20 protein-coding genes are annotated in these 23,875 nt (G+C 60.2%); 16 read left to right on the plus strand and 4 right to left on the minus strand.

From position 1 onward, the window contains the following. Positions 1-37 precede the first annotated feature (37 nt). From PKC29_09815 to PKC29_09840, 6 genes are all read left to right on the plus strand, one after another. Positions 38-1,405, plus strand: coding sequence for a TolC family protein (locus tag PKC29_09815; GenBank protein HML95712.1), 1,368 nt, complete (start codon positions 38-40; stop codon positions 1,403-1,405). Next, positions 1,402-2,601 carry an efflux RND transporter periplasmic adaptor subunit gene (locus tag PKC29_09820; GenBank protein HML95713.1) on the plus strand — a complete coding sequence of 400 codons (1,200 nt, stop codon included), beginning with the start codon at positions 1,402-1,404 and terminating at the stop codon, positions 2,599-2,601. Before PKC29_09815 ends, PKC29_09820 begins: the two co-directional genes overlap by 4 nt. Positions 2,602-2,613: 12 nt before the next feature. Continuing rightward, entirely contained in the window at positions 2,614-5,709 is a 3,096-nt protein-coding gene (locus PKC29_09825) for a CusA/CzcA family heavy metal efflux RND transporter (GenBank protein HML95714.1), read from the plus strand. Between the two features lie 268 nt (positions 5,710-5,977). Continuing rightward, positions 5,978-6,262, plus strand: a complete 285-nt coding sequence (locus tag PKC29_09830) for a hypothetical protein (protein ID HML95715.1) — start codon at positions 5,978-5,980, stop codon at positions 6,260-6,262. Positions 6,263-6,411: 149 nt separating this feature from the next. Then, complete coding sequence (locus PKC29_09835; protein HML95716.1) at positions 6,412-7,512, plus strand: cytochrome-c peroxidase; 1,101 nt, start codon at positions 6,412-6,414, stop codon at positions 7,510-7,512. A gap of 341 nt (positions 7,513-7,853) precedes the next feature. Beyond that, positions 7,854-9,110 carry a Glu/Leu/Phe/Val dehydrogenase gene (locus PKC29_09840; protein HML95717.1) on the plus strand — a complete coding sequence of 419 codons (1,257 nt, stop codon included), beginning with the start codon at positions 7,854-7,856 and terminating at the stop codon, positions 9,108-9,110. On the opposite strand, the gene PKC29_09845 is transcribed toward PKC29_09840, so the two are convergent. After that, the gene (locus PKC29_09845; protein HML95718.1) at positions 9,052-9,942 is read right to left on the minus strand and encodes an IPTL-CTERM sorting domain-containing protein; all 891 of its coding nucleotides are present in this window, start codon (positions 9,940-9,942) and stop codon (positions 9,052-9,054) included. The two genes, PKC29_09840 and PKC29_09845, sit on opposite strands and share 59 nt — an antisense overlap. A gap of 137 nt (positions 9,943-10,079) precedes the next feature. On the opposite strand from PKC29_09845, the gene PKC29_09850 reads away from it, so the two are divergent. The 6 genes from PKC29_09850 (at position 10,080) to PKC29_09875 (ending at position 15,532) form a co-directional block, all read left to right on the plus strand. Next, positions 10,080-10,361 (plus strand): hypothetical protein, encoded by a 282-nt coding sequence (locus tag PKC29_09850; GenBank protein HML95719.1) that lies wholly within the window; start codon positions 10,080-10,082, stop codon positions 10,359-10,361. Positions 10,362-10,552: 191 nt separating this feature from the next. After that, a complete protein-coding gene (locus tag PKC29_09855) occupies positions 10,553-12,400 on the plus strand; it encodes a chloride channel protein (protein ID HML95720.1) in 1,848 nt (615 codons plus the stop codon). 93 nt (positions 12,401-12,493) lie between these two features. Beyond that, entirely contained in the window at positions 12,494-12,955 is a 462-nt protein-coding gene (locus tag PKC29_09860; GenBank protein HML95721.1) for a DUF3237 domain-containing protein, read from the plus strand. A 277-nt stretch (positions 12,956-13,232) separates the two neighbouring features. Beyond that, entirely contained in the window at positions 13,233-13,547 is a 315-nt protein-coding gene (locus PKC29_09865; GenBank protein ID HML95722.1) for a hypothetical protein, read from the plus strand. Positions 13,548-13,847: 300 nt separating this feature from the next. Then, the gene (locus tag PKC29_09870; protein HML95723.1) at positions 13,848-14,774 is read left to right on the plus strand and encodes an ABC transporter ATP-binding protein; all 927 of its coding nucleotides are present in this window, start codon (positions 13,848-13,850) and stop codon (positions 14,772-14,774) included. Beyond that, positions 14,771-15,532, plus strand: coding sequence for an ABC transporter permease (locus PKC29_09875; protein HML95724.1), 762 nt, complete (start codon positions 14,771-14,773; stop codon positions 15,530-15,532). Before PKC29_09870 ends, PKC29_09875 begins: the two co-directional genes overlap by 4 nt. 739 nt (positions 15,533-16,271) lie before the next feature. Here the strand turns inward: PKC29_09875 and PKC29_09880 are convergent. After that, on the minus strand, positions 16,272-16,802 hold the full coding sequence (locus tag PKC29_09880; protein ID HML95725.1) for a carboxymuconolactone decarboxylase family protein: 531 nt from the start codon (positions 16,800-16,802) through the stop codon (positions 16,272-16,274). Between the two features lie 96 nt (positions 16,803-16,898). Then, a complete protein-coding gene (locus PKC29_09885) occupies positions 16,899-17,222 on the minus strand; it encodes a hypothetical protein (protein HML95726.1) in 324 nt (107 codons plus the stop codon). Positions 17,223-17,435: 213 nt separating this feature from the next. Between PKC29_09885 and PKC29_09890 the strand changes: the two genes are divergently transcribed. Beyond that, entirely contained in the window at positions 17,436-17,852 is a 417-nt protein-coding gene (locus tag PKC29_09890) for a hypothetical protein (protein ID HML95727.1), read from the plus strand. 59 nt (positions 17,853-17,911) lie between these two features. On the opposite strand, the gene PKC29_09895 is transcribed toward PKC29_09890, so the two are convergent. Next, positions 17,912-18,550 carry a hypothetical protein gene (locus PKC29_09895; GenBank protein HML95728.1) on the minus strand — a complete coding sequence of 213 codons (639 nt, stop codon included), beginning with the start codon at positions 18,548-18,550 and terminating at the stop codon, positions 17,912-17,914. A 156-nt stretch (positions 18,551-18,706) separates the two neighbouring features. Between PKC29_09895 and PKC29_09900 the strand changes: the two genes are divergently transcribed. The 3 genes from PKC29_09900 (at position 18,707) to PKC29_09910 (ending at position 23,846) form a co-directional block, all read left to right on the plus strand. Further along, positions 18,707-18,976: a hypothetical protein gene (locus PKC29_09900; protein ID HML95729.1), complete on the plus strand. Its 270-nt coding sequence runs from the start codon at positions 18,707-18,709 to the stop codon at positions 18,974-18,976. A 241-nt stretch (positions 18,977-19,217) separates the two neighbouring features. After that, entirely contained in the window at positions 19,218-20,213 is a 996-nt protein-coding gene (locus tag PKC29_09905) for a diguanylate cyclase (GenBank protein HML95730.1), read from the plus strand. Positions 20,214-20,531: 318 nt separating this feature from the next. Next, the gene (locus PKC29_09910) at positions 20,532-23,846 is read left to right on the plus strand and encodes a PAS domain S-box protein (protein HML95731.1); all 3,315 of its coding nucleotides are present in this window, start codon (positions 20,532-20,534) and stop codon (positions 23,844-23,846) included. The last annotated feature ends 29 nt before the right edge of the window (positions 23,847-23,875 follow it).

The raw sequence follows: 23,875 nt of genomic DNA on the forward strand, positions 1-23,875 counted from the left end.
ATTTCTTTCAGGCAATCGACAGACGAGGAGAAACAGAATGCATCTCAAAACTGCGGCATTGACAGCCGCGCTGTTCATGACACTTGCGTATTACGCGCCGGCGGAGGAATACGCCCCTTTGCCCCCCTCCCCTCCGGAGGCCGGGGAAGCCGTTCGGACCGGGACGCCGGAGCCGGCGGCCGGAAGCCCGATAACGCTGCGGCAGGCGCTCGCGCTCGCCTTGGAGCGGAGCCCCGCGTTAAAGGCCTATTCGCTCGAGATACGGGCGAGGGAGGCCCGCGCCATACAGGAAGGGCTGCCGCCCAACCCAGGCATCGAGGCATTCGTCGAAGACTTCGGCGGGACGGGGTCGGTCGAGGGTTTCAGGGGCGTGGAAACCACGATACTCCTTAGCCAGCTAGTGCCCTTGAGCGGGCGGATATCGAAACAGAAGAAGGTGGCGGGGCTCGACGCCGGGCTCGCCGGGTGGGACTACGAGGCCGCGCGCCTCGACGTGCTTACGGACACGGCCAAGGCCTTCGCCGACCTCGTGGCGGCCGAAAGGCGGCTCGGGATAATGGAGGAGCTGGCGGGGCTTTCGAAGCGAGTCTACGACACGGTGGCCGAGCAGGCGGACGCCGGCGGGATTTCGCCCATACAGGCGAAGCGCACGCGGGTCGCCTATTCCCGGACGGAGATAAGCCTCGGACGCGCGAGGCGCGAGGTGGAGGCCGCGAGAAAGGCCCTGGCGGCGAAGTGGGGGAGCACGAAGGCGGACTTCGGCAAGGCCGAGGGGAGCCTCGACACGCTCCTGCCCGTGCCGCCGTACGAGGACCTCGCCGCTTATATCGACATGAACCCCGACGTCGCGAGGTGGGCGGCAGAGATGGAAAAGCGGGAGGCCGTCCTCGGCCTCGAAAAGGCGCGCGCCATACCGGAGCCCGTCGTGAGCGGCGGCTACAGGCGGATAGGCGAGAACGACGACAACGCATTCGTCGTCGGGCTGTCCATACCGTTACCCATATTCGACAGGAACCAGGGCGCGATCGCCGAGGCCCGAAGGCTTATATCGAAGGGCGAGCACGAAAGGCGCGAGGCCGAGGTAAACGCGGGGGCATCACTCGCCGCCGCGTATGCGGAGCTCCGGTCTTCATACGAGGCCGCGTCCTTACTCGGGCAGGACGTCGTACCCCGCGCGGAGGAGGCGTACTCGTCCATATTCGAGGGGTACAGGGAGGGGAAGTTCTCGCTCCTGGACGTCCTCGACGCGCAGAGGACCGTTTTCGATACGAAGCTCGAATACGTGAACGCGCTCGGCGCCTATCACCGCGCGCTCGCCGACGTCGAGAGGCTTACGGGAAGGCCGCTTAACGAAATGCGGGCATGGCCTGAAATCCCCACCGACAGGGAAGGAGACTCGAAATGAAAAAATACGCAGCAATGACCCCGATATTACTTGCGATAGTGCTCGCGGCGTTCTTCGCGCCGGGATGCGGACAGGGCGAAGCGCCCCCGAAAGAGCCGCAGGGAAACGGCCAGGCGCACGAAGAAGGTCGCCTCGAGCTCACGCCCGAGGCCCTAGAAACGATAAGCCTCGAAACCGCCGCCGTCGAGATAAGGGCGATCGGCGGAGAGATAAGAACCACGGCCGTCATAGAGCCCGACAAGACGCGGATCGCGCACGTGAGCCCGCGCATACCGGGAAGGGTGTCGTCGGTTAACGCCCTTCTCGGCGACAGGGTGACGAAAGGCGAGGTGCTGGCCGAGCTCGACAGTATAGAATTGGGGCAGGCGAAGGCGGAGTATCTCAAGGCCGGGGCCGACCTCGAAGTCGCGCGCGCCAACTTCAAGCGCGAGGAGAGACTTTACGGAAGGCAGATATCCTCCGAGAAGGAATACCTCGACGCGAGGGGGGAATTCCTCCGGGCGGAGGCGGCTCTCAACGCCTCGGCCGAAACGTTAAGGCTCCTCGGGCTTTCGGACGCGGACGTTAAGGAAATATCGTGGACCGGGCGCAGGTACCAGGCGTCGATATTCCCTCTGACGGCCCCCTTCGACGGGACGATAATCGAGCAGCACACAGTCCTCGGCGAGCTCATAACGCCCGAGAATAACGCCTACACTATCGTCGATCTCACGCACCTGTGGATACAGCTCGACGTCTACGAGAAGGACCTCCGGCACGTCGGCGAGGGGAAGCCGGTGGACGTCGCTGTGGACGCCTACCCCGGCGAGAAGTTCACGGGCGAGGTGACGTACGTGAGCGACGTCCTCGACGAATCGACGAGGACGGCAAGGGCCCGCGTCGAGATAGAAAACCCGGACGGGCGGCTCAAGCCCGGCATGTTCGCCTCGGCGCTGATATCCACCCCGGCCGAGGGCGGAGACGCGCTCACCGTGCCCGCGTCGGCCGTGCAGCAGGTGCGCGGGAAACCCGCCGTCTTCGTCCGCGAGGGCGAGGGGGTTTTCCGGGCGAGAGAGATCACGACAGGGCGCGAGGCGGGCGGATACGTCGAGGTGTCGTCGGGCGTATCCCAGGGCGACGAGGTCGTGACCGAAGGCGGATTCTACCTGAAATCGCTCATGCTGAGGGACGAGATGGGCGAAGGGCACGCACACTGACGGAGGGCGCCGATGCTTAACAGAATTCTCGAATTTTCGCTTGGAAACAGGTTTTTGATAATCGTGATCACGCTCCTCCTCGTCGTGGGCGGGGTGATATCGATGCTGAGGCTCCCCGTGGACGCCGTCCCGGACGTGACGCCGAACCAGGTTCAGGTTTTAACCAATTCTCCCGGGCTGGGCCCGGTGGAAGTCGAGCAGCTCATAACCTTCCCGGTCGAGACGGCCGTGTCCGGGCTTCCGGGCATCGAGAGCATAAGGTCGGTCTCGAGGTTCGGCCTGTCCTCCGTGACCGTGACGTTCGAAGAAGAGGTAGACATCTACTTCGCCCGGCAGCTCGTATTCGAGCGGCTGGCCGCGGCCCGCGAGTCGATACCCGAGGGGCTCGGGACCCCCGAGACAGGGCCCATCTCGACGGGGCTCGGGGAGATATACCAGTTCGAAGTGAAGGGCGAGGGGTACTCGCTGATGGACCTTCGATCGATATTGGAATGGGACATCGCGTTTAAATTGAAATCGGTCCCCGGTGTCGTCGAGGTAAACACCTACGGCGGCGAGCTCAAGACGTACGAGATTCAAATCCATCCCGGAAAGCTGGTGTCGTACGGCCTCTCGATTAACGACGTCTTCGACGCCCTCGAAGAGAACAACCGGAATGCGGGCGGGGCCTACATCGAGCGGAGTCAGGAGCAGTACCTCGTCCGCGGCGAGGGGCTTATAACGAGCCTGGTCGACATAGAGAACATAGTCCTCGCTGCCGGGAGCGAGGGGACGCCCGTTTACGTCAGGGACGTCGCCGACGTGAGATTCGCACCGATGGTGAGGCAGGGCGCCGTGACGAGGGACGGGCGCGGCGAGATCGTGACAGGCGTAGTGATGATGCTCATAGGCGAGAACTCGCGGGCGGTCGTCAACCGCGTGAAGGACAAGGTGGAGGAGATAAGGGCGTCCCTCCCGCCCGGGGTCGAGATAGACACGTACTACGATAGAACCGACCTCGTCAGGAAGACGATAAGGACGGTCGCCACGAACCTGACCGAAGGGGCGGTGCTGGTGATCGCGGTCCTCTTCATACTGCTGGGGAACCTCCGTGCGGGGCTGATAGTCGCTTCGGCCATACCGCTTTCGATGCTCATAGCGTTCACGGGGATGAACTACTTCGGCATATCGGCCAACCTCATGAGCCTCGGGGCGATAGATTTCGGGCTCATCGTGGACGGCTCGGTCGTGATGATAGAGAACATCGTCAGGAAGCTGTCAGGCGACGGGCCGCCCGGCGGCGCTCCGGCGAAACCGGAGGGGATAAAGGAGACGATACTCGCCGCGGGGAAGGAGGTCCTCCGGCCTATCATGTTCGCCGTCGGCATAATCATCATCGTCTACATCCCGATACTCTCGCTCGGCGGCGTCGAGGGGAAGATGTTCAGGCCCATGGCGCTGACCGTAATCCTCGCCCTCCTCGGCTCGCTCGTGCTGTCGTTCACCCTCATGCCCGTCCTCGCGTCGTTCTTCCTCAAAAGGGGAAAGGGCGACCACGAGACGTTCCTCATAAGGAAGCTGAAGAGGGTCTACCTCCCCCTTCTCGACAGGACGATAAAGCGCCCGAAGAGGACCGCGGCGATCGCCGGAGGAGTGTTCGCCGCAAGCCTTTTACTCGTGCCGTTCATGGGTGCCGAGTTCATACCGAGGCTCGACGAGGGCTCGATTGCGCTCCAGGCGTGGCGCCTCCCGAGCGTCTCGTTAGAAGAGTCGGTCCGCAACACGACGATGATAGAGAAGGTGCTCGGGAAATTCCCCGAGGTGAAGACGGTGATTTCACGGACGGGGCGGCCCGAGATCGCTACCGACCCGATGGGGGTCGAGACGAGCGACATATACGTCATCCTGAAGCCGGAAGAGGAATGGAAGACGGCGGACACCAAGGCCGGGCTCGTGGAGAAGATGAACGAGGAGCTCGAAAAGTCGGTGCCTGGGACGTCGTTCAGCTATTCCCAGCCCATAGAGCTCAGGGTGCAGGAGCTTATAGCAGGCGTAAGGTCCGACGTCGCGATAAATATCTACGGCGACGACCTCGAAAGACTGAAAGACCTCGGCGACGAGGTGGTGCGCGCGGTGTCGCGCGTCACCGGGGCGGCCGACACGAAGGCAGAGCAGGTCGCCGGGCTCCCCTACCTCCGCGTGATGGTAGACAGGAACGCCATCGCCCGCTACGGCATAAACGCCGGGCAAGTGATGGACGCCGTCGAGTCGATAGGCGGGAAGGAGGCCGGGCAGGTGCTCGAAGGGCAGAGGCGCTTCGCCATGCAGGCGCGCATCGCCCCCGGGGACAGGGCCGACGTCGAGCGTATAAAGGACATACGCATCGCGTCGCCCGACGGGAAGCTTATCCCCCTTTCTCAGCTCGCCGAAGTGCGCATCGAGGAAGGCCCGGCGCAGATAAGCCGCGAGAGCGTGCACCGCAGGCTGTCCGTCGAGACGAACGTGCGCGGGCGCGACCTCGCGGGGTTCGTCGAGGACGCCAGGGCCGAGGTGGCGAGGGACGTAAAGCTGCCGGCGGGCTACTGGATCGAATGGGGCGGGCAGTTCGAGAACCTCGAGCGCGCGAGCTCGACCCTGGCGATAGCGGTGCCGATAGCGCTCTTCCTCATATTCGTGCTTCTCTACACGGCTTTCGGCTCCACGCGTCCGGCGCTCCTCATTTACCTGAACGTCCCGCTAGCGGCGACGGGAGGGGTGCTCGCGCTCTTTCTGCGCGGGATGCCGTTCAGCATATCCGCCGGTGTCGGTTTCATCGCCCTCTTCGGCATAGCGGTGCTTAACGGGGTCGTCCTGATGTCGTACATAATCCAGCTAAAGAAAGAGGGCAAGAGCGCGTCAGACGCCGCCCGCGAGGGCGCTGGAATCAGGCTCAGGCCGGTTATGATGACTGCCCTCGTAGCCGCCGCCGGGTTCCTCCCGATGGCGCTTTCGACGGGAGCGGGGGCCGAGGTGCAGAGGCCGCTCGCGACTGTCGTTATCGGCGGGATCATCACTTCGACGATGCTGACCCTTCTCGTCCTTCCGGCGATATACTCGTGGCTCGGAAAGGGCGCGGACAATACGGCGTAGGAGAGCGAGCAACCCGCAACGAGGCAACCCCCTACCCCGTCCGCGTTTTGACCCCCCTCCCGGAAGTTGCCCGGGAGGGGGCATCCTCTTGCCTTGCTACTTCCATTTCCGTGGCACGTAATGTGTGATGTATGGATTTCGGACAGCAAATGAAAATCACTTTTTGCAGATAGTTACTATTATCACTTGATAATCTCTTTCGGCACCACTCTTGCAATAGAAATCTGCATAGAAATAAATGTAAAACTAACCTTGTAGGGAGGTTTCAGTGAAAGTTGCACGGGAAACTGAAACTGGTATAGTTTACAGCGAAGGCTCCTCGACATATCTCGGTTACATAATGATCGCTGCGCTCGTGGCCGCGTGCGTCCTCGCCGCGTGGACGGGGTTCGTGCTGAGCATAGCGCCCCATTCCACGGGAGGGAGCGATACGCTCCTGTTCGGCCTCACGAGGGGTGAGTGGCAGGGGATAAACTCGTGGCTGAGCGTAGCCGCTATCACCGCGGCGCCCGCGGCTATAATCGCCGGCTGGATGTCTTTCGGGAGACCGTAAGGCATCCGGTCTAACGGTGCGCCGGAAGATATAGCCCGGAGCAGTAGCGCGTAAATTCCGCCCTCCCCCGTTAGGGAGACGGGAATGGGCGGATTTGAAAAATACGGGATCGCCCGAGGGCGTCTTCCGATAATATTGTGAGGGTGTACATGACAGGAAAAGTATCAGGCGTGACATTTTTGATCCTTGCGGTTCTGACGGCGGCTGTATTGCACGCTCAGGACGGAACGCAGGACGAGGCGCAGGACGAGCTGATGACGAAGGCAGCGGCGCTTTTCAAGCCGCTGCCGGACAAGGCCCCCGAAAAAGAGGACAACCCTGTAACGCCGGAAAAGGTCGAGCTGGGGAAGATGCTCTTCTTCGACCCGAGGCTCTCGGCGTCCAACCTCATAAGCTGTAACACCTGCCACAACCTCGGCACGGGGGGCGTAGACCTCCAGGAAACCTCCGTCGGGCACGCCTGGCAGAAGGGGCCGAGGAACGCGCCCACGGTGCTGAACTCCGCGTTCAACGTCGCCCAGTTCTGGGACGGCCGTGCGAAGGACCTCGCCGAGCAGGCCCGGGGCCCCGTGCAGGCGACCGTCGAGATGAGCAGCACCCCCGAGAGCGTCGAGAGGAAGCTCCGGAGCATGCCTGCGTACGGGGAGTACTTTAAAAAGACATTCCCCGGGGAGGAGGACCCCGTCAACTTCGACAACGTCGTAAAGGCTATCGAGGTTTTCGAGACAACGCTGCTGACGCCCGATTCGCCGTTCGACAAGTACCTGAAAGGAGACGCCACGGCGCTTACGGACAACCAGAAGCAGGGACTCGACCTCTTCATCGCCAAGGGCTGCGCGAGCTGCCACAACGGCGTTAACATCGGCGGCGGCGGTTATTTCCCGTTCGGGCTGGTCGAAAAGCCGTCCGACGAGGTGAGGCCGCCGGACGACAAGGGACGCTTCGCAGTGACCAAGACCAAGAGCGACGAGTACGCGTTCAAGGTCCCTACACTCCGCAACATCGAGCTCACGCCGCCCTATTTCCATTCCGGAAAGGTGTGGGATCTCGAGGAGGCAGTGGTTATCATGGGCAACGCGCAGCTAGGCACGACGCTCACCGACGAGGAGGCTGGCAAGATCACCGATTTCCTCCGCTCGCTCACCGGCAAGCAGCCGGAAGTGGTCTTTCCGATACTGCCGCCGGTCAGCCCCGACACCCCGCGCCCCGTGCTCGACATACCGGAGACGACGGGAGGAGAGGGAAATTAGTTAGTTCCCTCCCTGGAAAAAGGAGGGATAGGAAGGATTTATTTCTTTCTTATTACCCAGCCTTACATCATAGGCAGCAGGTGAGCGCATGCAAAAAATCGAATCCCCCTAAATCCCCCTTTTTCAAAGGGGGAAATCATTCTTCAGTCAAATTGTGCCGGATAAATTCATTCCACGTGCTGAAGACTTGAGCCCCGTCTTTATAAGCCTGACGACAAGCCGGACGACAAAAAATATAATTCCCTGCATACCACCTTTCGCTATCTCCCCAAATATCTATATAATTCTCATAGCCGGACTTATGACCGGGATTACACCGAAAAATAAACGGGAGGGTTTACATGTACGAGCTTTTCGATTCACCCGCCTATAACGAAGCCGTCATGCAGTTCAGGAGGGCCAGCGAGCGCATCGCGAGCGACGATGGCCTCGAAGAGAGATTCGAGCTTCCCCAAAGAACTCTGGTCGTAAGCTGCCCCGTCAGGATGGACGACGGCACGCAGAAGGTGTTCAGCGGCTACAGGGTTCAGCACAACCAGACCCTCGGGCCGTACAAGGGCGGAATCCGCTATCATCCCGAAGTGGACATGGGCGAGGTCGCCGCGCTGGCGATGACGATGACGTGGAAGTGCGGGCTTGCGGAGCTCCCGTTCGGCGGGGCGAAAGGAGGCATATCCGTCGATCCCGGGAAACTTTCGGAAGGCGAGATCGAAAGGCTCACGCGGAGATACACGGCCGAGATACTCCCCATAATCGGCCCGAATGAAGACATCCCCGCGCCCGACCTCGGCACGAACCCGCAGGTGATGGCGTGGATAATGGACACATACAGCATGTCGAAGGGGTTTACCGTGCCCTCGATCGTTACGGGCAAGCCCGTTCTCATAGGCGGCTCGCTCGGGCGCGAAGAGGCGACGGGCTTCGGCGTCGCGTACGTAACGGAGGATACGCTCGAAAGATTCCACAAGCGCTCGCCGGACGTGAAGGTCGTCATACAGGGGTTCGGCAACGTCGGCACGTACACCGCCCTCAAGCTCAGGGACCTCGGGATAAAGGTAGTCGCAGTGAGCGACGTCAGCGGCGGCATATACAACCCCGAGGGCCTCCCCGTCGAAGAGCTCGTCGAGATAGTCAGGCGTAAGGGGTTCGTGACGGAGCACGGCGGGGGCGACAGGATAACCAACGAAGAGCTCCTCGCACTCGAATGCGACGTGCTGATCCCGGCTGCGCTCGGGCGCGTGATACACAAGGACAACGCGCCCAGGCTAAAGTGCAAGATAGTAGTCGAGGCCGCCAACAACCCGACGACGGCCGACGGGGACGACATACTCCGCGAGCGCGGCATACTCGTCGTGCCCGACATCCTGGCCAACGCCGGCGGGCTCATCGTTTCTTACTTCGAATGGGTGCAGGGGCTCCAGGAATATTACTGGTCGAGGGACGTCGTCCACGACGAGCTGAAGAAGCGCATGAAGTCCACCTTTACGCGTGTGGCCGAATTCGCGGAGAAGGAGGAGATACCGATGCGCCTCGCGGCGCTCATGCTCGGCATCGACCGCGTCGCCCGGGCGAAGAGGCTCCGGGGGCTGTATCCCTGACGCGGGATGCGAGCCCGCACGTTACGGAACGTTGTTTAAGCGCCCGACCGTGCCGCTGGGCCGTCCTTCTTCTCCTGAGCGCGAGCATCCCGAACGCTGCCAACATTAGCGCAGTCGCTATCATTCCCCATTCCGAGAGCGTGGGTATGTTCGTAACGACGGGTGCGGGCGTCGGTGTCGGCGGCGCCCCGAAGCTGATGTTCAAAATACCCTCTACATTATTTGCGGTGTCGATTGTATTCGAGAGGTTTATCCTCGTAATCGTTTCGTCCGAAGTTACGCCGACGAAGGTGTTGAATGCGCTCGAAACGGCGACCGACGTCGAGCCGATGAGCGCGTCGCCGGCCCCGAAAACCTGCACGGTCATTTGATCGCTGCACGGGCCGATCGAACCCATACAACCGGCCAGGAACCCTGCACGGGTCGTGTCAGAGGCTGAGAAGACGATATCGAAGGTGTCGGCGAACGTATTGGTGGTCAAGGGGCCCCTCGGATTGGCATTTAATGCGTAGTTGGCGCCGAATACGAGCATGGAGCCGAGATCGGGACCGGGATTGTCGATAAACGCTATTCCCGGGAGAATCTGACCCGGCGTGAAGCAGTCGTCGTTGGAGCTGGCGTCGACCGGAGCGTTGCATACAATGAAGGTTCCGTCTGGCGCCGGGGCGCTCAGGAAATTCTGAAAGTCGAGGTCCGGATTATCCGACAGGAACTGGGACTCGTCGGACGAGAAAATCACCTGTGCGGATGCCGTGAGTCCGAAAGCCGCAAGAGTGAAAATCAGGGTCGATAGGAACACTCGTAAAGGCATGTACAGGACATCTTTCCGCATGACATCCTCCTTTATTAAAACAATTAACTCATTTTACAATACCGCGAAAAAATTTTCCATATGCCTTGGACGTGGGGCAAAAAAATCCTGGGTTCCGGCCCGTCCGTTGAGTAGCCTTGTAACAAGGAGGTGAAGATATGAAATACGCGATATCCATACTCGCGCTCGTTGCCCTGTTCTTCGCGGCGGACGGGGCATCCTCCGACGACAGGGACGCAACCGCCGCCGAGACGGCCTCCGTTGCCGAGGCCCTCGGTGGAGAGGGATGCGCCCTCTCCGATGAAGTCGAGGTAGACGGCGAGGGAGTCTTCGAGGCCGACGGCGTCGTGTGCGAGGACGGTAATTACGACGTAGAGCTCGACGCCGATTTCAACATACTGTCGAAGGTGAAAGTCAGGCCGGCAGACGCCGCCGATTGACCCGTTTTCATTACTTCCCGCTTATCTTTCCCCGGCGTCTCCGGGCGGACAGCCCGGGGTACGGACCCGGTCCGTGGGCGCCGGGGTTTGATAATCTCGAATAATCTTTTAGATTTAAGGGGCAGGAGGGGATTATAGAACGGGACACCGGCCCGCTGCGGGGCCCCTTCCCGTTACGATCGATAACTACTATGGCGGAAGATATACCTTCAGAACCATCGCATTCACCGATCCCGGTAGCGCCGTCCCTCGACGACCCGACCGTCGGCCGTAAAGCGCCGCGCGGGGGCTCCGTTATCGACGGCGGCACCGTCAGGATAACAGTATATTCCCTGGTGCTCGGCCTCGTCGGCGGGCTCGTCGCACAGGCCCTCACCGCGCTCATAGGCTTCATAACCAACATCGCCTTTTACGGCAGGCTCTCGACGGAGTTCGTATCTCCGGCAGGCAACCACCTCGGCATCTTCGTGGTCATCGTCCCGGTCGCGGGCGCGCTCATCGTCGGCATAATGGCCAGGTACGGATCGCAGGCTATACGCGGGCACGGCATACCCGAGGCCATGGAGCAGGTGCTCACCAACAGGAGCCGCATACAGCCGCGCCTCACGTTTTTGAAGCCCGTTTCGTCGGCGATAGCCATAGGCACGGGCGGGCCGTTCGGCGCCGAAGGGCCGATCATAGCGACGGGCGGGGCGTTCGGCTCGCTCCTCGGCCAGCTCCTCCACACGACCAACGACGAGCGGAAAACGCTGCTAGCGGCCGGAGCCGCCGCGGGCATGGCCGGGACGTTCGGGAGCCCCGTGGCCGCCGTGCTGCTGGCGGTGGAGCTTTTGCTCTTCGAATTCAAGGCGCGCTCGCTCATCCCCGTCGCCATGGCCAGCGTCGCCGCGACGGTCGTGAGAATCTCGTTTCTCGGGGCGGACCCGATCTTCGCAATGCCCCACATAGCCGCTCCGGGCGCGGCGGCAATCGGCGTATACGTCGCCCTGGGCGCCCTGACCGGCCTGGCGGCTGTATACGTGACCAGGGCCGTGTACGGCCTTGAGGACCTGTTCGCCAGGATACCCGTGCACTGGATGTGGTGGCCGGCCATAGGGGCGGTCGCCGTCGGAGTGGTCGGATACTTCGCCCCGGATACGCTCGGGGTAGGATACAACGTAATCGACGACATCCTGTCGGGCGGTATAGCGGGGAAAACGCTCGCCGTCCTGTTCATATTGAAGTTCGTATCGTGGTCCATAGCGCTGTCGAGCGGGACGTCGGGCGGGACGCTCGCGCCGCTCTTCACGATAGGCGGCGGCCTCGGGGCGGTGCTCGGGGCGGGGGCGGTGATTCTTCTCCCGGCGGCGGGAATAGACCCCAACACCGCCGCGCTCGTCGGAATGGCGGCGATGTTCACGGGGGCGTCGAGGGCTTTTCTCACCTCGGTCGTGTTCGCGTTCGAGACGACGCTCGAGCCCCACGGCATACTGCCCCTCCTCGGCGGCTGCGGCGCGGCGTACCTGGTATCGGCCCTCATGATGCGGTACTCGATAATGACCGAGAAGATAGAGCGCCGGGGGATAAAAGTCCCGGCGGAATACGGTATCGACGCCCTGGCGGGCATACTCGTCAGGGAATGCGCGTCGTACAAGGTGAGCTCGCTCGAAACGGGGCGGACGCTCCGCGAAATAAAATCGTGGCTGAATTCCGGGCTGGACGGCAGCGGGCACCAGGGCTACCCCGTCCTCGACGAAAACGGCGAGCTCAAGGGCATGCTTACCAGAAAGGACGTCTTTAGCAGCAGCCTTCCGGACACGGCCCGGCTGTTCGAGCTGGTTACACGCCGGCCCGTTACGATATACGAGGACGATACGCTCCGCGACGCCATGGACGTAATGTCCGAGAACGACATAGGCAGGCTCCCCGTCGTGATACGCTCGCACCCCGGCAGGGTCGTCGGGATACTCACCCGGAGCGACGTCATGACGGCCAACAAGAAGCATCTCAACGAAGCTAGGCGCTCCGAAGCCAGCATCCAGTGGCTCGCGATCAGGTAGCCGGGGTGCGGCTTTGACAGACGGCGCGGCGGGCGGCGATAATATCGGCGAGGGACGCGCAGCGCTCGCGGCACGCATCCCCGGGAGGCACGGATGAAACTCGCATACCTCGTAACGCTTAACGTAGAGCTCGGCGGCAAAGGCCCCTCCCCCGTCGGCCCCGGCCCGTTCGGCACGCGGCTCGTCGCCGGCGCCGCCGGAGGGACGTTCCACGGGCCCCGCCTCATGGGGAAGGTTCTCCCCGGCGGCGGCGACTACATACTGTCGGACAAGGACGGCCTGTGGCACCTCGACGTCCGGCTCGTTCTCGAAACCGACGACGGCGCTTTCATATACCTACAGTATGCGGGCGTTCTCGAAATGAACGACAGGATACGCGAGGCGCGCGCGGCCGGGCGGGCCATGGAATTCGGCGAGGCGTATTTCATGATACAGCCCCGGTTCGAGACGGGCGACCCGCGGTACGCGTGGCTTAACGGCGTAGTCTCGGCCGGCGAGGGGCGTATCGTCCCTGGCAAGGTCGAGTACAAAATCTACGCCCTCGAAAACGGCTGAACCCGGACCGCGGTTGTTGAAATATCTCCAGTGGAATTAACCGTGCTTTAAGCGCGGCTTGTGCTTATACGGACAGTTTATACTGTTCGGCATCCTACGGCCCGGCCTCTTTTTATACCAGGGCAGGAAACTCTTCCCTTCATAACGCACTGTATTTATTAACATATTACGAACTGGCACGGCTCTTGCCCCATTTCATATAATCCCGTCCCGTAAAGGGCGGGACCGAACGCGGGAGCAATAACGCTCACGCCAATCTACACCGGAGGTGAACGACATGAAGAAGGGAATAGTATTCGGAATAGCGGCTCTCGCCACGGGATTCCTGTTCGCGGCGGATAATTCGTACGCCGACAGGGATGCGACGCCGACCGAGGAGGCCGCGGTTTACGGCGCCCTCAAGGCGCAGGGATGCACGGTTACAGACGACATAGAGGTCGAGTCCGTAAGCGGCGTATACGTCGTGGACGAGGACGAGCCGCGCGGACTGATGCCGGGCATTTACAAAACGGAGGCCCTGTGCTTCGACGGCGAGAAGTACGACATAAAGATGGACCATCATCTCAACATTCTGTCGAAGGAAGAAGACTAATCGGCTACGATAGCCCCCCGGGTGCGGAAGCCGGAAGGAGGCCGACCCCGGGGTTCTTCCAAGACATGACAGAGGGGGAGCGCGGGCGGAGTCCGCTCTCCCCCCTTTTCGTTGCTGTCTACGTCCGGCATATTGTCGTGACGCGCCAATGCCGGGCGTATTTTCCGAAATTCATCACCGCCGACCGCCGCCGCGAAGCCGATAGCGGCATGCGTGCATCTAACCTCTAATAAAGCAGTTCACCGCGCGTATGATAAACGCGCTTTTTCAGGATACAATATACGGCTTTCCGGGAAACAGATGGACGCAATCATATCCGTAAAGAACCTGAGCAAGACATACGCCTCGGGGCAGCACGCGCTCAAGAACGTCAACCTCGACATAAGGCGCGGGGAGATATTCGCCCTCCTCGGCCCGAACGGAGCGGGGAAGACTACGCTCATCAGCATAATATGCGGCATAGTGAACCCCGGCTCGGGGACGGTGCTCGCCGACGGGCACGATATCATCACCGAATACAGGAAGACCCGCTCCATCATCGGGCTCGTTCCGCAGGAGCTGACGACGGACGTTTTCGAGTCGGTCGGGGCGACGATGAGCTTCAGCCGGGGCCTGTTCGGGAAGCCGCCCGACGACGCCTACATCGAAAAGATTCTCCGCGATCTTTCGCTATGGGACAGGAAGGACACGAAGATAATCACGCTCTCGGGCGGCATGAAGCGGCGTGTCCTCATTGCCAAGGCGTTCGCCCACGAGCCCCGGATACTCTTCCTCGACGAGCCCACGGCGGGGGTGGACGTCGAGCTCAGGCGCGACATGTGGAACATGGTCAGGCGGCTCAGGGAAAGCGGCGTAACGATAATCCTGACGACCCATTACATAGAAGAGGCCGAGCAGATTGCAGACCGCATCGGGATAATAAACCACGGCGAGATCATACTCGTCGAGGACAAGCACACGCTCAAGCGAAAGCTCGGGCGGAAGCAGCTCAGACTCACGTTAAGAAGCCCGATATCCCGGATACCCGAGGGGTTTTCGGAGTTCAGCCTCGAGCTCGCCCCGGACGGGATGACGCTCGTATTCGACTTCGACGCCAACGCCGGGGAGACGGGCATAGCCGGGCTCCTGAAGCGGCTCGACGAGCGGGGCGTCGATTTCAGCGACGTGCATTCGAGCGAGAGCTCTCTCGAAGAGATATTCGTCAACCTCGTGAGGAACGGGAATTGAACTTCTACGCCGTAATGGCCATATACAAATTCGAGATGGCGCGCATGTGGAGGACGCTTTTTCGGAGCATCGCCTCGCCTATAATCTCGACGTCGCTTTACTTCGTCGTCTTCGGGGCTGCGATAGGCTCGCGCATAGGCGACATAGGCGGCGTCACGTACGGGGCCTTCATCGTGCCGGGGCTCGTGATGCTGACGCTCATGAGCGAGAGCATATCGAACGCCTCGTTCGGGATATACATGCCGAGGTTCGCCGGGACGATTTACGAGCTTTTGTCGGCCCCCGTGTCGAGCATGGAGGCCGTGCTCGGATACGTCGGCGCGGCTGCGTCGAAGTCCGTCATACTCGGGACGCTCATACTCGTAACGGCGCGCGTCTTCGTCCCGTACCACATACAACACCCGCTCTGGATGGTCGGGTTCCTTATACTGACGGCGGTCACGTTCAGCATGTTCGGGTTCATAATCGGCATATGGGCCGACGGGTTCGAGAAGCTGCAAATCGTGCCGCTCATGATCGTGACGCCGCTCACGTTCCTCGGGGGCAGCTTCTACTCGATCCACATGCTGCCGCCCTTCTGGCAGAAGGTGACGCTCTTTAACCCCGTCGTTTACCTCATAAGCGGGTTCAGGTGGAGCTTCTACGGCGTCTCGGACGTGGACGTGCGCATAAGCCTCGGAATGACCCTCGTCTTCCTGACGGTGTGTATAGTCCTGGTCTGGTGGATCTTCCGGACGGGGCACAAGATAAAGAACTAGGCGGGCCACGCCCGCGGGAATTCGAAGTGGCATCGCTCTGCCATTGCCACCCGACGCGCTTCCGGTGGTCTTAGCAACTATCGCGCTATGCCGAAAACGACACTACGTGTCCGGCCCGTGACTTTTGCTACTTTTGGTCAGTCAAAAGTAGAGAGATATTACTCCTCATTTACCAGCTAACTCGGAACGTCCCCCGCAAGGCCGCCAACCCCCGCAGCCTCTACCAGCTTTCGAAGTAGCAAGGCATTGCCACAACCTCCAGTCGCGCTTCACCTAGTTATAGTCTCAGAACTTGCTAGCCGAGAATCACACATACGTGTGTGGTGAAGCAAAGTAAAAAGCCTTATTCAAACGTTACCAGTTAAGTAGCAAACGTCCCCCGTCAGGCCTCCAAAACCCGCACCCATAGAATTTTGTCATCTCGAACAAAGTGAGAGATCTATCTTTTAAAAACCGGATTCCCGATACAGGCATTATGCTAAAGATGGTAAGTTGCGAGCGGTACTGGATGAACGTTTGCGAGATAAGGGAACGGCGTCCAATTCCTCACTTGCTCGGAATCGTTGGGAATGACAGAAGCGGGGAAATTCCTCACACGCCCGGAATCGTTGTTCGAGATGACAAAATAAAAAACGGCATACGGAATCGAGCCCTCCGCTCCGCTACCATACCGGACAATATGCCGGGGGACAAGCCCTATTTGCCTCCGGGTAAGCCCTTGCTCCTTATCTCCCCCCCCTCAATACTCCTCCGGATCCAGCTTGAGCGCCTCGTTGAACCTGTTCACCATGTTGTAAAGCGCCGCGACCATCGTTATCTCAACGATCTGCGATTCGCTGAAATGCTTCTTCAGCTCGGTGAACACGTCCTCGGGGATGTCCCCCGGGTTAAGCGTGAGAGCCTCGGCGTACCGGAGCGCGGCCTTCTCGCCGGGGCCGATGCCCGCGGCCGCCGGGGCGTCCATCTCCGCTATCTCTTCGGGCGTGAAGCCCATCTTCGCGCTTATCTGCTCGTGCGCGTGGCAGCAATATGCCGAGCGATTCAGCTTCGAGACGCGGAGGATTATCTTCTCCTTGAGCTTCGCGTCCACCTCGTCCGGGGCCTGAACGGCCGCGACGAACGGCCCTATCGCGGCCAGTATCGACGGCTTGTGCGCAAGCGCCTTGTAGATGTTCGTAACCTTCCCCCTCTTCAGCCTCATCCGCTCGAAAGCCTCTTTCACCACGGGATTATCCGAGGTCTCTTCCTCTATGTACCGCACTCTTGCCATGTCTCACCCCCTCCTGGTCTCTATGCCTTGAATTTAATTATCCATACAAAGGCGGGCAAGGCTTAACATTAGTGTTAAGCCCCTATGCAAGCCGGGTTAATCCCTCGGTGAGCCCCTTAGCAGCGCGATGAAGACGAGCTTTTCGTCCTGAGCGCTGACTGAATGCTTCTCGCCCTGCTCGTATTTAACGCACGAGTTTACACCGAGCTCCTTTACGCTGCTCTCACCGTCGGTGAATAGCCCTTTGCCCTCTAGGATGATTATATACACGGGCGACGACGGCGCGCTGTGCTCCTTTATGCTCTGGCCCGGCAGCAGGCTGAACCTTATCAGCCTCGTGTCCCTGTCGGCGAGTATCGTCTCCGCGACGGGATGCTCCTCTTTAAATTCCACGTCCCTTAAAAGATCGAAGCTGTTCAATTCCTGTACCTCCTTGAGTGTGTTCCGAATGGGCGGGCGGCCCTTTTCCGTTCTCCTTTCACGAAGAGAACGTCTCTATAACGTATCCCGCCGGGCGGCGCGTATCAACTCCCCCGGCATGCGGCGGGGGGAATCGGCTCGGAAACCGGCATGTAATCGCCGCAGCCGGGGCCGGCGGGGTCCAGTATTATGTAAGTGCAAGGAGGGCCGAAAATGAGCATGATCGATGCACCGCAGCTAACCGGAGACGTTAAACGCGAAATCGCGAGGGACCTCGTCGCTCTCGGCGGGCTCCCGTTCTACCTGCTCGTAGCGGCGAGGGCCGCTATAGGGCCCTACCCCGCGTTTCTCTCCCAGGTGGTGATCGCCCTGCCCGTCCTGATCCTGCTGGCGAGGCTCGTCCGGGGCTCGAACCTCCACATCGCGAGGGCCCTTATGCTCGTCGCCTTCACGTCGATATTCTACGAGTCGCCGCAGTTCACCATCTTCGCGGCGCTCGTGTGGGCCGGGATGATATTTTCGCTCGCCGGGCTGAAAGTCCCGGCTGGAGAAATCATAAGAGGCATAGCCATCGGCGCGGCCAGCGCAGCCGCGGGTTATTTTCTCACGCTGCCGATTGTCCCCGGCTGACCGCCGCCGCACGCCGGCGGCGAGCCGCGAGCCCCGCCTCGCAATATCCGCGGCCGACGTCAATCGGAGCACTGCGGAACGAAGCTGAGCGCCGCCCCGCCGTGATCGCCGGCCGTCGACCATATCGACGAGCAGTTCGCCGTGTCGCACTTCCCGCCGAGCGTCGACTGCTCGTTCCCGCTGAAGAGCCTGCACCTGCAAATGGCAGTCGGCACGTTCCGCGTAACGCCGAGGCTGTCCGTAATCTCGGCAGTCTCCCCCGTCAGCCTGCATTCGGCGTCCATGCATCCGGCCTGTAGTCCGTCGGGCTCGCTGCACGTGAGCACGCTGAGGCCGTACTCTTGGCTCAGCACCTCCGAATACGTCGAATACACGACGTCGCCGTCCGGTATGACGTCGCTGCAGGGGGCGTTGTACGAGCACGACTTGCCCTCGAAGACGTAGCAGTAGCCGCAGCTCCCGTCGTCCGCGTCGCAGCGGCCGCATTCTATCGTGTCGCCGTCCATGGTGTCGGGGTCGCAACTTGCGGCGATGCAGAGGGCGTATCTCTGGTCGCAGATTTCACCGTTGGCGTCGAGGCAGCGTCTCTCGAAGGCGTCCCTGCCGCCGCCGGAATCGCAGCCCGAAGCAAAGAACGACAGAGGAACGAGAACTAAAAAAGCGAGAATGTACCTTACCGTGCGGCATGAATCCGCCATAAGTCACCTCCCACGCATGCCCTTGTTTTGGTGAGCGCGGGGCCTGTTAAACCGAAGAATAATATATTACGAGGGAAATTGGAAGGCGGTGACTTCGTTATCGGTGTATAATAAACTATAGTTATTGACAGAGTGTCGAGGAAAGGAGGACGACCAATGGTAGATATCGAAAAAGCGCTCTTAAACCCCTCGGCCGTGTTCAGCGGCCCCGAAGACGTGCTCTCGGCCGAAGGCCTTACGCGTGAGCAGAAGGTGGAGATACTTAAAAGGTGGGAGTACGACGCCAGGGAGCTCGACGTCGCCACCGAAGAGAACATGCCCGGCTCGAATTCGAGCTGCCTTGACGGCATACTGAAAGCCCTCGACGAGCTCGGATACGACCCGAATCTCGACAAGGAACCGCCGACAAAACAGGGCGGCTCCTGAGCCCGCTCCCCCGGGGCTGCCCGCGGCCGGCCGAAAAATACATTTTACCTTTATTTACTTCAATATTCGCACAAATTAGGATAGACTTTCTGAGGATGATGCGGCATCGACCCTAAAGAAGGCCGAAAAGCCCGCGGCCGGAAAATAACCCTGAACCAAATCCGTTTATCGCGGTACGTACGTATATAGGTACAGAACGCGAGAGCGGAGTTTTTTATTCCGGAGGACGGTCGGCGGGAAAATGATATTTATTGCGGAGCTGCAAACACAGGATTCGGACATCACGAGCACGTTCATGGCCGCGAAGAAAACGTACGTAGACCCCTTTGCCGAAGACGACCGTGAAGGCATGGCGCAGGCTGCGCTCGATTCTTTCGAAGAGCAGATAGCCATAATCGACAAAACCGGCAGGATCGTCGCCGTAAACACCGCATGGGAAAGCTTCCCCGACAGGCAGCCCGCGGGCGTCCTCGACAGGCCCCCCATCGGGACCAACTACCTGGCGCGGCTGAGAAGGCACAACCCCGCAGGGGGCAAGATTTCGACCGTAATCAGGAACATCAAGAGCCTCGTGAGGGGCGATAAGGGGAAATTCACCGTCGAGATCCCGAGCCACACAGGCAGCAAAAAGAGGTGGCTTCAGCTCTCCGTAACCAGGCTCATAAACGGCGGCGAGCCGGCGGGCGCCGTCCTTTCCTATTCGGACATCACCGCCAGGAAGCTGGCCGAGCTGGCCGCGCGCAAGCATTCCATGACCGACCAGATGACCGGAATCCTCAACCGGAGGGCGGGGCTCGAGGCGCTCCGGAAACAGATAAAGCTCTGCGAGCGCCACGGGAGGAGCTTTACCGCGTGCTATATCGACCTCGACAACCTCAAGCTCGTAAACGACAGCTACGGGCACAAGGAAGGCGACAGGGCGATCACCACCATCGTCAAGCTCATAGGCGGCGTGCTGAGGGAATCGGACGTCATGTGCAGGCTCGGCGGGGACGAGCTTCTTCTCATGCTTCACGAAACGACGATCGAGGGGAGCGGGACAGTTCTCAAGAGAATCCACTCCGCGGTCGATGCCCGGAACGCCCGGAGCAAAAAGCCCTACAGCATCGAGTTCAGCTACGGGCTGGCCGAATACACGCCGGGCTGCAAGCGCACCGCCGAGGACCTCGTGGACATGGCCGACAGGGACATGTACAGGATGAAGCTCGTCAGAAAAACCGTCGCCCTTTCGAGATAGCCCGCCGCTCCTCGGCCGCCCCGGGGCGGCACAGTATTATCCCGTCATTACAGCCGGTTACGCCATTTTTATAAAGCCGGCCCCGCCGCAATCCCACATAAGTATATTTATAGATTTCGATAAACCGGCCGTATAATTAGTGGCTGGAGATGCCGCACGCTTTCCTTCACGCGGCTTCCGAGTACAGCAGCGTCTGTGCCGGCGATTCAACCGTCGAGCCCGGTCGGAAGACAGCCGCATCCGACGCACGGAAGGAGATACGCTATCGGCAAACCGGATAATCCAGAGCGGGAGATACATACCCGGGAGAAGGCGCGCATGCGAGAGGAGGTTTTCCGTCTCTTCGACGACCTCGTCAACGAGATATACGTGTGCGACGCCGGGAGCAGGCTGCTCCTTTACGCCAACAACACGGCTCTCGAGAACCTCGGCTACAGCCCCGACGAGGTGAAGGGATTCGCTCCGTCCGATATAAAAAGAGGGCTTTCCCCGGAATATATCGACATGCTGTTTTCGAGGCTGACCGAAAACCCCGAGGGCACGGTAAGGTTCCCGACGTTTCACCACAGAAAAGACGGCTCGCACTATCCCGTAGAGGTCGAGATGAAGCTCTCGACACTCGCCGGCGACCCGGTCTTCCTGGTGTCCGCTCTCGACATAACCGGAAAGACCCTCACCGAGGAGCGGCTCAAGAAGACGCTCGAAGACCTGTCCAGGCTCAACAGCCACGAGGCCGTGATAAACCTCGTGACCCAGGCGGTCCACAAATCGATCGACCTCGACGAGGTCATCGAAAACGCCGTCGAAGCGCTCTCTCAGAACATGGAGACCGTGGAGACCGTCTGCATATACCTCAGGGAAGGCGACGAGGCGGTGATGAAGGCCTACAGGGGATATCCCGAATGGTTTATAAAACGCGTCAGCAAGATCCCGTACCCGAAGGGGTTCACGTGGAAAACGATGATGGAAGGTAAGATGATCTACGTCCCCGACACGGAGAACGACACCGTAATGGGGCCTGCGGGCAGAGAGCTCGGGACCAGGAGCTATCTGTCCATACCGCTTAAGTCCGAAGGGAAATCCGTAGGCGTGATCAATATAAATTCCAGGGAGACGTACGCATTCGGGGCCGGCGAGCTGAGTGTGTTCGAGATAGTTTCGAGGCAGATAGAGATAGCGATAAACAACGCCAGGTTCACCGAATCGATACTGGAATCGGAAAGGGATCTCGAAGAGAAGGTCGAGCAGCTATCGAAGAAAGAACAGTACGAGAAGATAATCAACATCGTGACGCAGAGCGTCTACAGCTCCATAGACCCGGCGGAGATCATGGAGAACGCCGTCAGCGTGATGGGAGAGAATATAGCGTACGTCGACATGGTGCAGATATTCCTTGTCGACGGGGACGATGCGGTGATGCAATCCTACTGGGGACACCCGGACTGGCTCGCCGAGAAGCTGGCGAAAATCCCCTACCCGAAGGGCCTTACGTGGAGAACCATAATCGAGGACTCGACGTTCGTCGTCCCGGACACGGACGAGGACACGGCCATAGGGCCGGCGGGCAGGGCGGCCGGGATAAAAAGCTACGTCTCCATGCCGCTCAGGATGGGAACGAGGACGATAGGATGCATCGGCATAAACTCGTTCACCAAAAACGTATTTTTCGAAGACGAGGTGAAACTCCTCGAAATCATCAAAACCCAGATAGAAACGGCCATGCTCAACGCCCGGCACGTAGAGGCGCTCAAGTATTCCGAGGAGCGCTACCAGACACTGACCGAAGTGTCGCCGCTCGGTATATTCCAGACCGACGCAAAGGGCAAGGTCATATACGTCAACCAGAGCTTCTGCGACATTACGGGCATGAGCAGAGCCGAGATCTACGGCAGCAGCAGGCCGACGTGGCTGCATCCCGACGACCGGGAAAGCGTATTGCGGTTATGGAAGGAAACCTCCAGTGCGGGAAAGGAATTCAAATCGGAGTACCGCTACAGGAAGACCGACGGCTCCGCCGTCTGGGCCGCCGTGCAGGCCCAGCCGCTCAAGAGCGGCGACGGCAGGATAGACGGATACGTCGGCACGGTCTCGGACATAACCGAGCGGAAGCTGTCGGAGGAGAAGATACGCTTTCAGGCCTCGCTCCTCGACCAGGTGAGGAATACCGTTATAGCGACGGACCTCGACGGCGAGATAATATACTGGAACAAGTTCGCCGAGGAGCTCATACACTGGAAGGAGGACGAAGTGCTCGGCCGACATATAAGGGAAATATCCCTCCCCCGCCTGGACGACGAAAATGCCTGGGATATCATGAGGCGTCTCAGGACGACCGGACATTGGGAAGGCGAGCTGGTTACGAAGAGGAAGGACGGGACGACGTTCCCGACGCACGTAGTAAGCACGGAGATAAAAAACGACAGCGGCGAGGTAATCGGCTACGTCGGAGTCGGCACGGACATAACCGAAAAGAAGAGCCTCGAAGCGATGCTCCTGCGGACGCAGAGGCTCGAAAGCATAGGCATGCTCGCCGGGGGAATAGCGCACGACCTCAACAACATCCTCCAGCCGATACTGATGTCCATAGGCCTTCTTAAATCGGGGAAAAGCGAGGCGGCGAACGAAAGAACACTGGACGTTCTGGAAGCGAACGCGCGGCGCGGGGCCGACCTCATCCGACAGGTGCTCTCTTTCGCCAGGGGCATACACTCCGAGAAGCAGACCATCATAATGAAATGCCTCCTGGACGATATCGCGTCGATAATACACGAGACGTTCCAGAAGAATATAGAAGTGTCGCTGAGCTCGCCCCAGGACCTGTGGAATATCTCGGGGAATTATACGCAGATGCATCAGGTGGCACTCAACATCTGCCTGAATGCGAGGGACGCCATGCCCGAGGGGGGGCGGCTTTCGCTGACAGCGGAGAACGTGCGCAGAAAAGGCGGCCCGGACGACAGGATGCACGGGCTCCCGCCCGGGAATTACGTCCTCTTAAAGATAGAAGATACGGGGTGCGGAATCGAGCCGCAGATAATCGACAAGATATTCGACCCGTTCTTTACGACGAAGGAGCCCGACAAGGGGACCGGGCTCGGCCTTGCGACGGCGTACGGGATAGTGAACGAGCACGGCGGGGCCATTCACGTCGAGAGCGTGCCCGGGAAGGGAAGCGCGTTTTACGTCTACCTGCCCGCGATCGAGCCTGACGGCAGGGAGTCCGAGGACGCTCGTCCCGAGCATGATTCCATCACCGGCAGGGGCGAGACCGTCCTGGTGGTGGACGACGAGAAGGCCATTCTCGACATCACGAGCTCGGTGCTGGAGGAGTTCGGCTACGACGTCCTCACGGCGGAGGACGGGAGGAAGGCCCTCGAAATCGTGGACGGCGGGCAGAAGCACATCGACGCCGCCATAGTGGACATGATGATGCCCGTCATGAACGGGACCCAGGTCGTGAAGGCTCTGAAGGAGAGGCTCCCCGGTTTGAAGATCATTTCCGTCAGCGGCTACCAGAAGGAGCACGAGCTCATAAGTGTCGAGGACAACCTCATCGATGCGTTTTTACCGAAGCCTTTCAGCGCCGAGACGCTGCTGAGGACGCTGTCCGGGGTTATGGGAAGGAATGTGTAGAACACAGCAAACACCACCAGTTTGTCATT

The sequence above is a fragment of the Thermodesulfobacteriota bacterium genome, from assembly GCA_035325995.1.
In the GTDB taxonomy this organism is placed as follows: domain Bacteria; phylum Desulfobacterota_D; class UBA1144; order Nemesobacterales; family UBA2774; genus JADLGH01.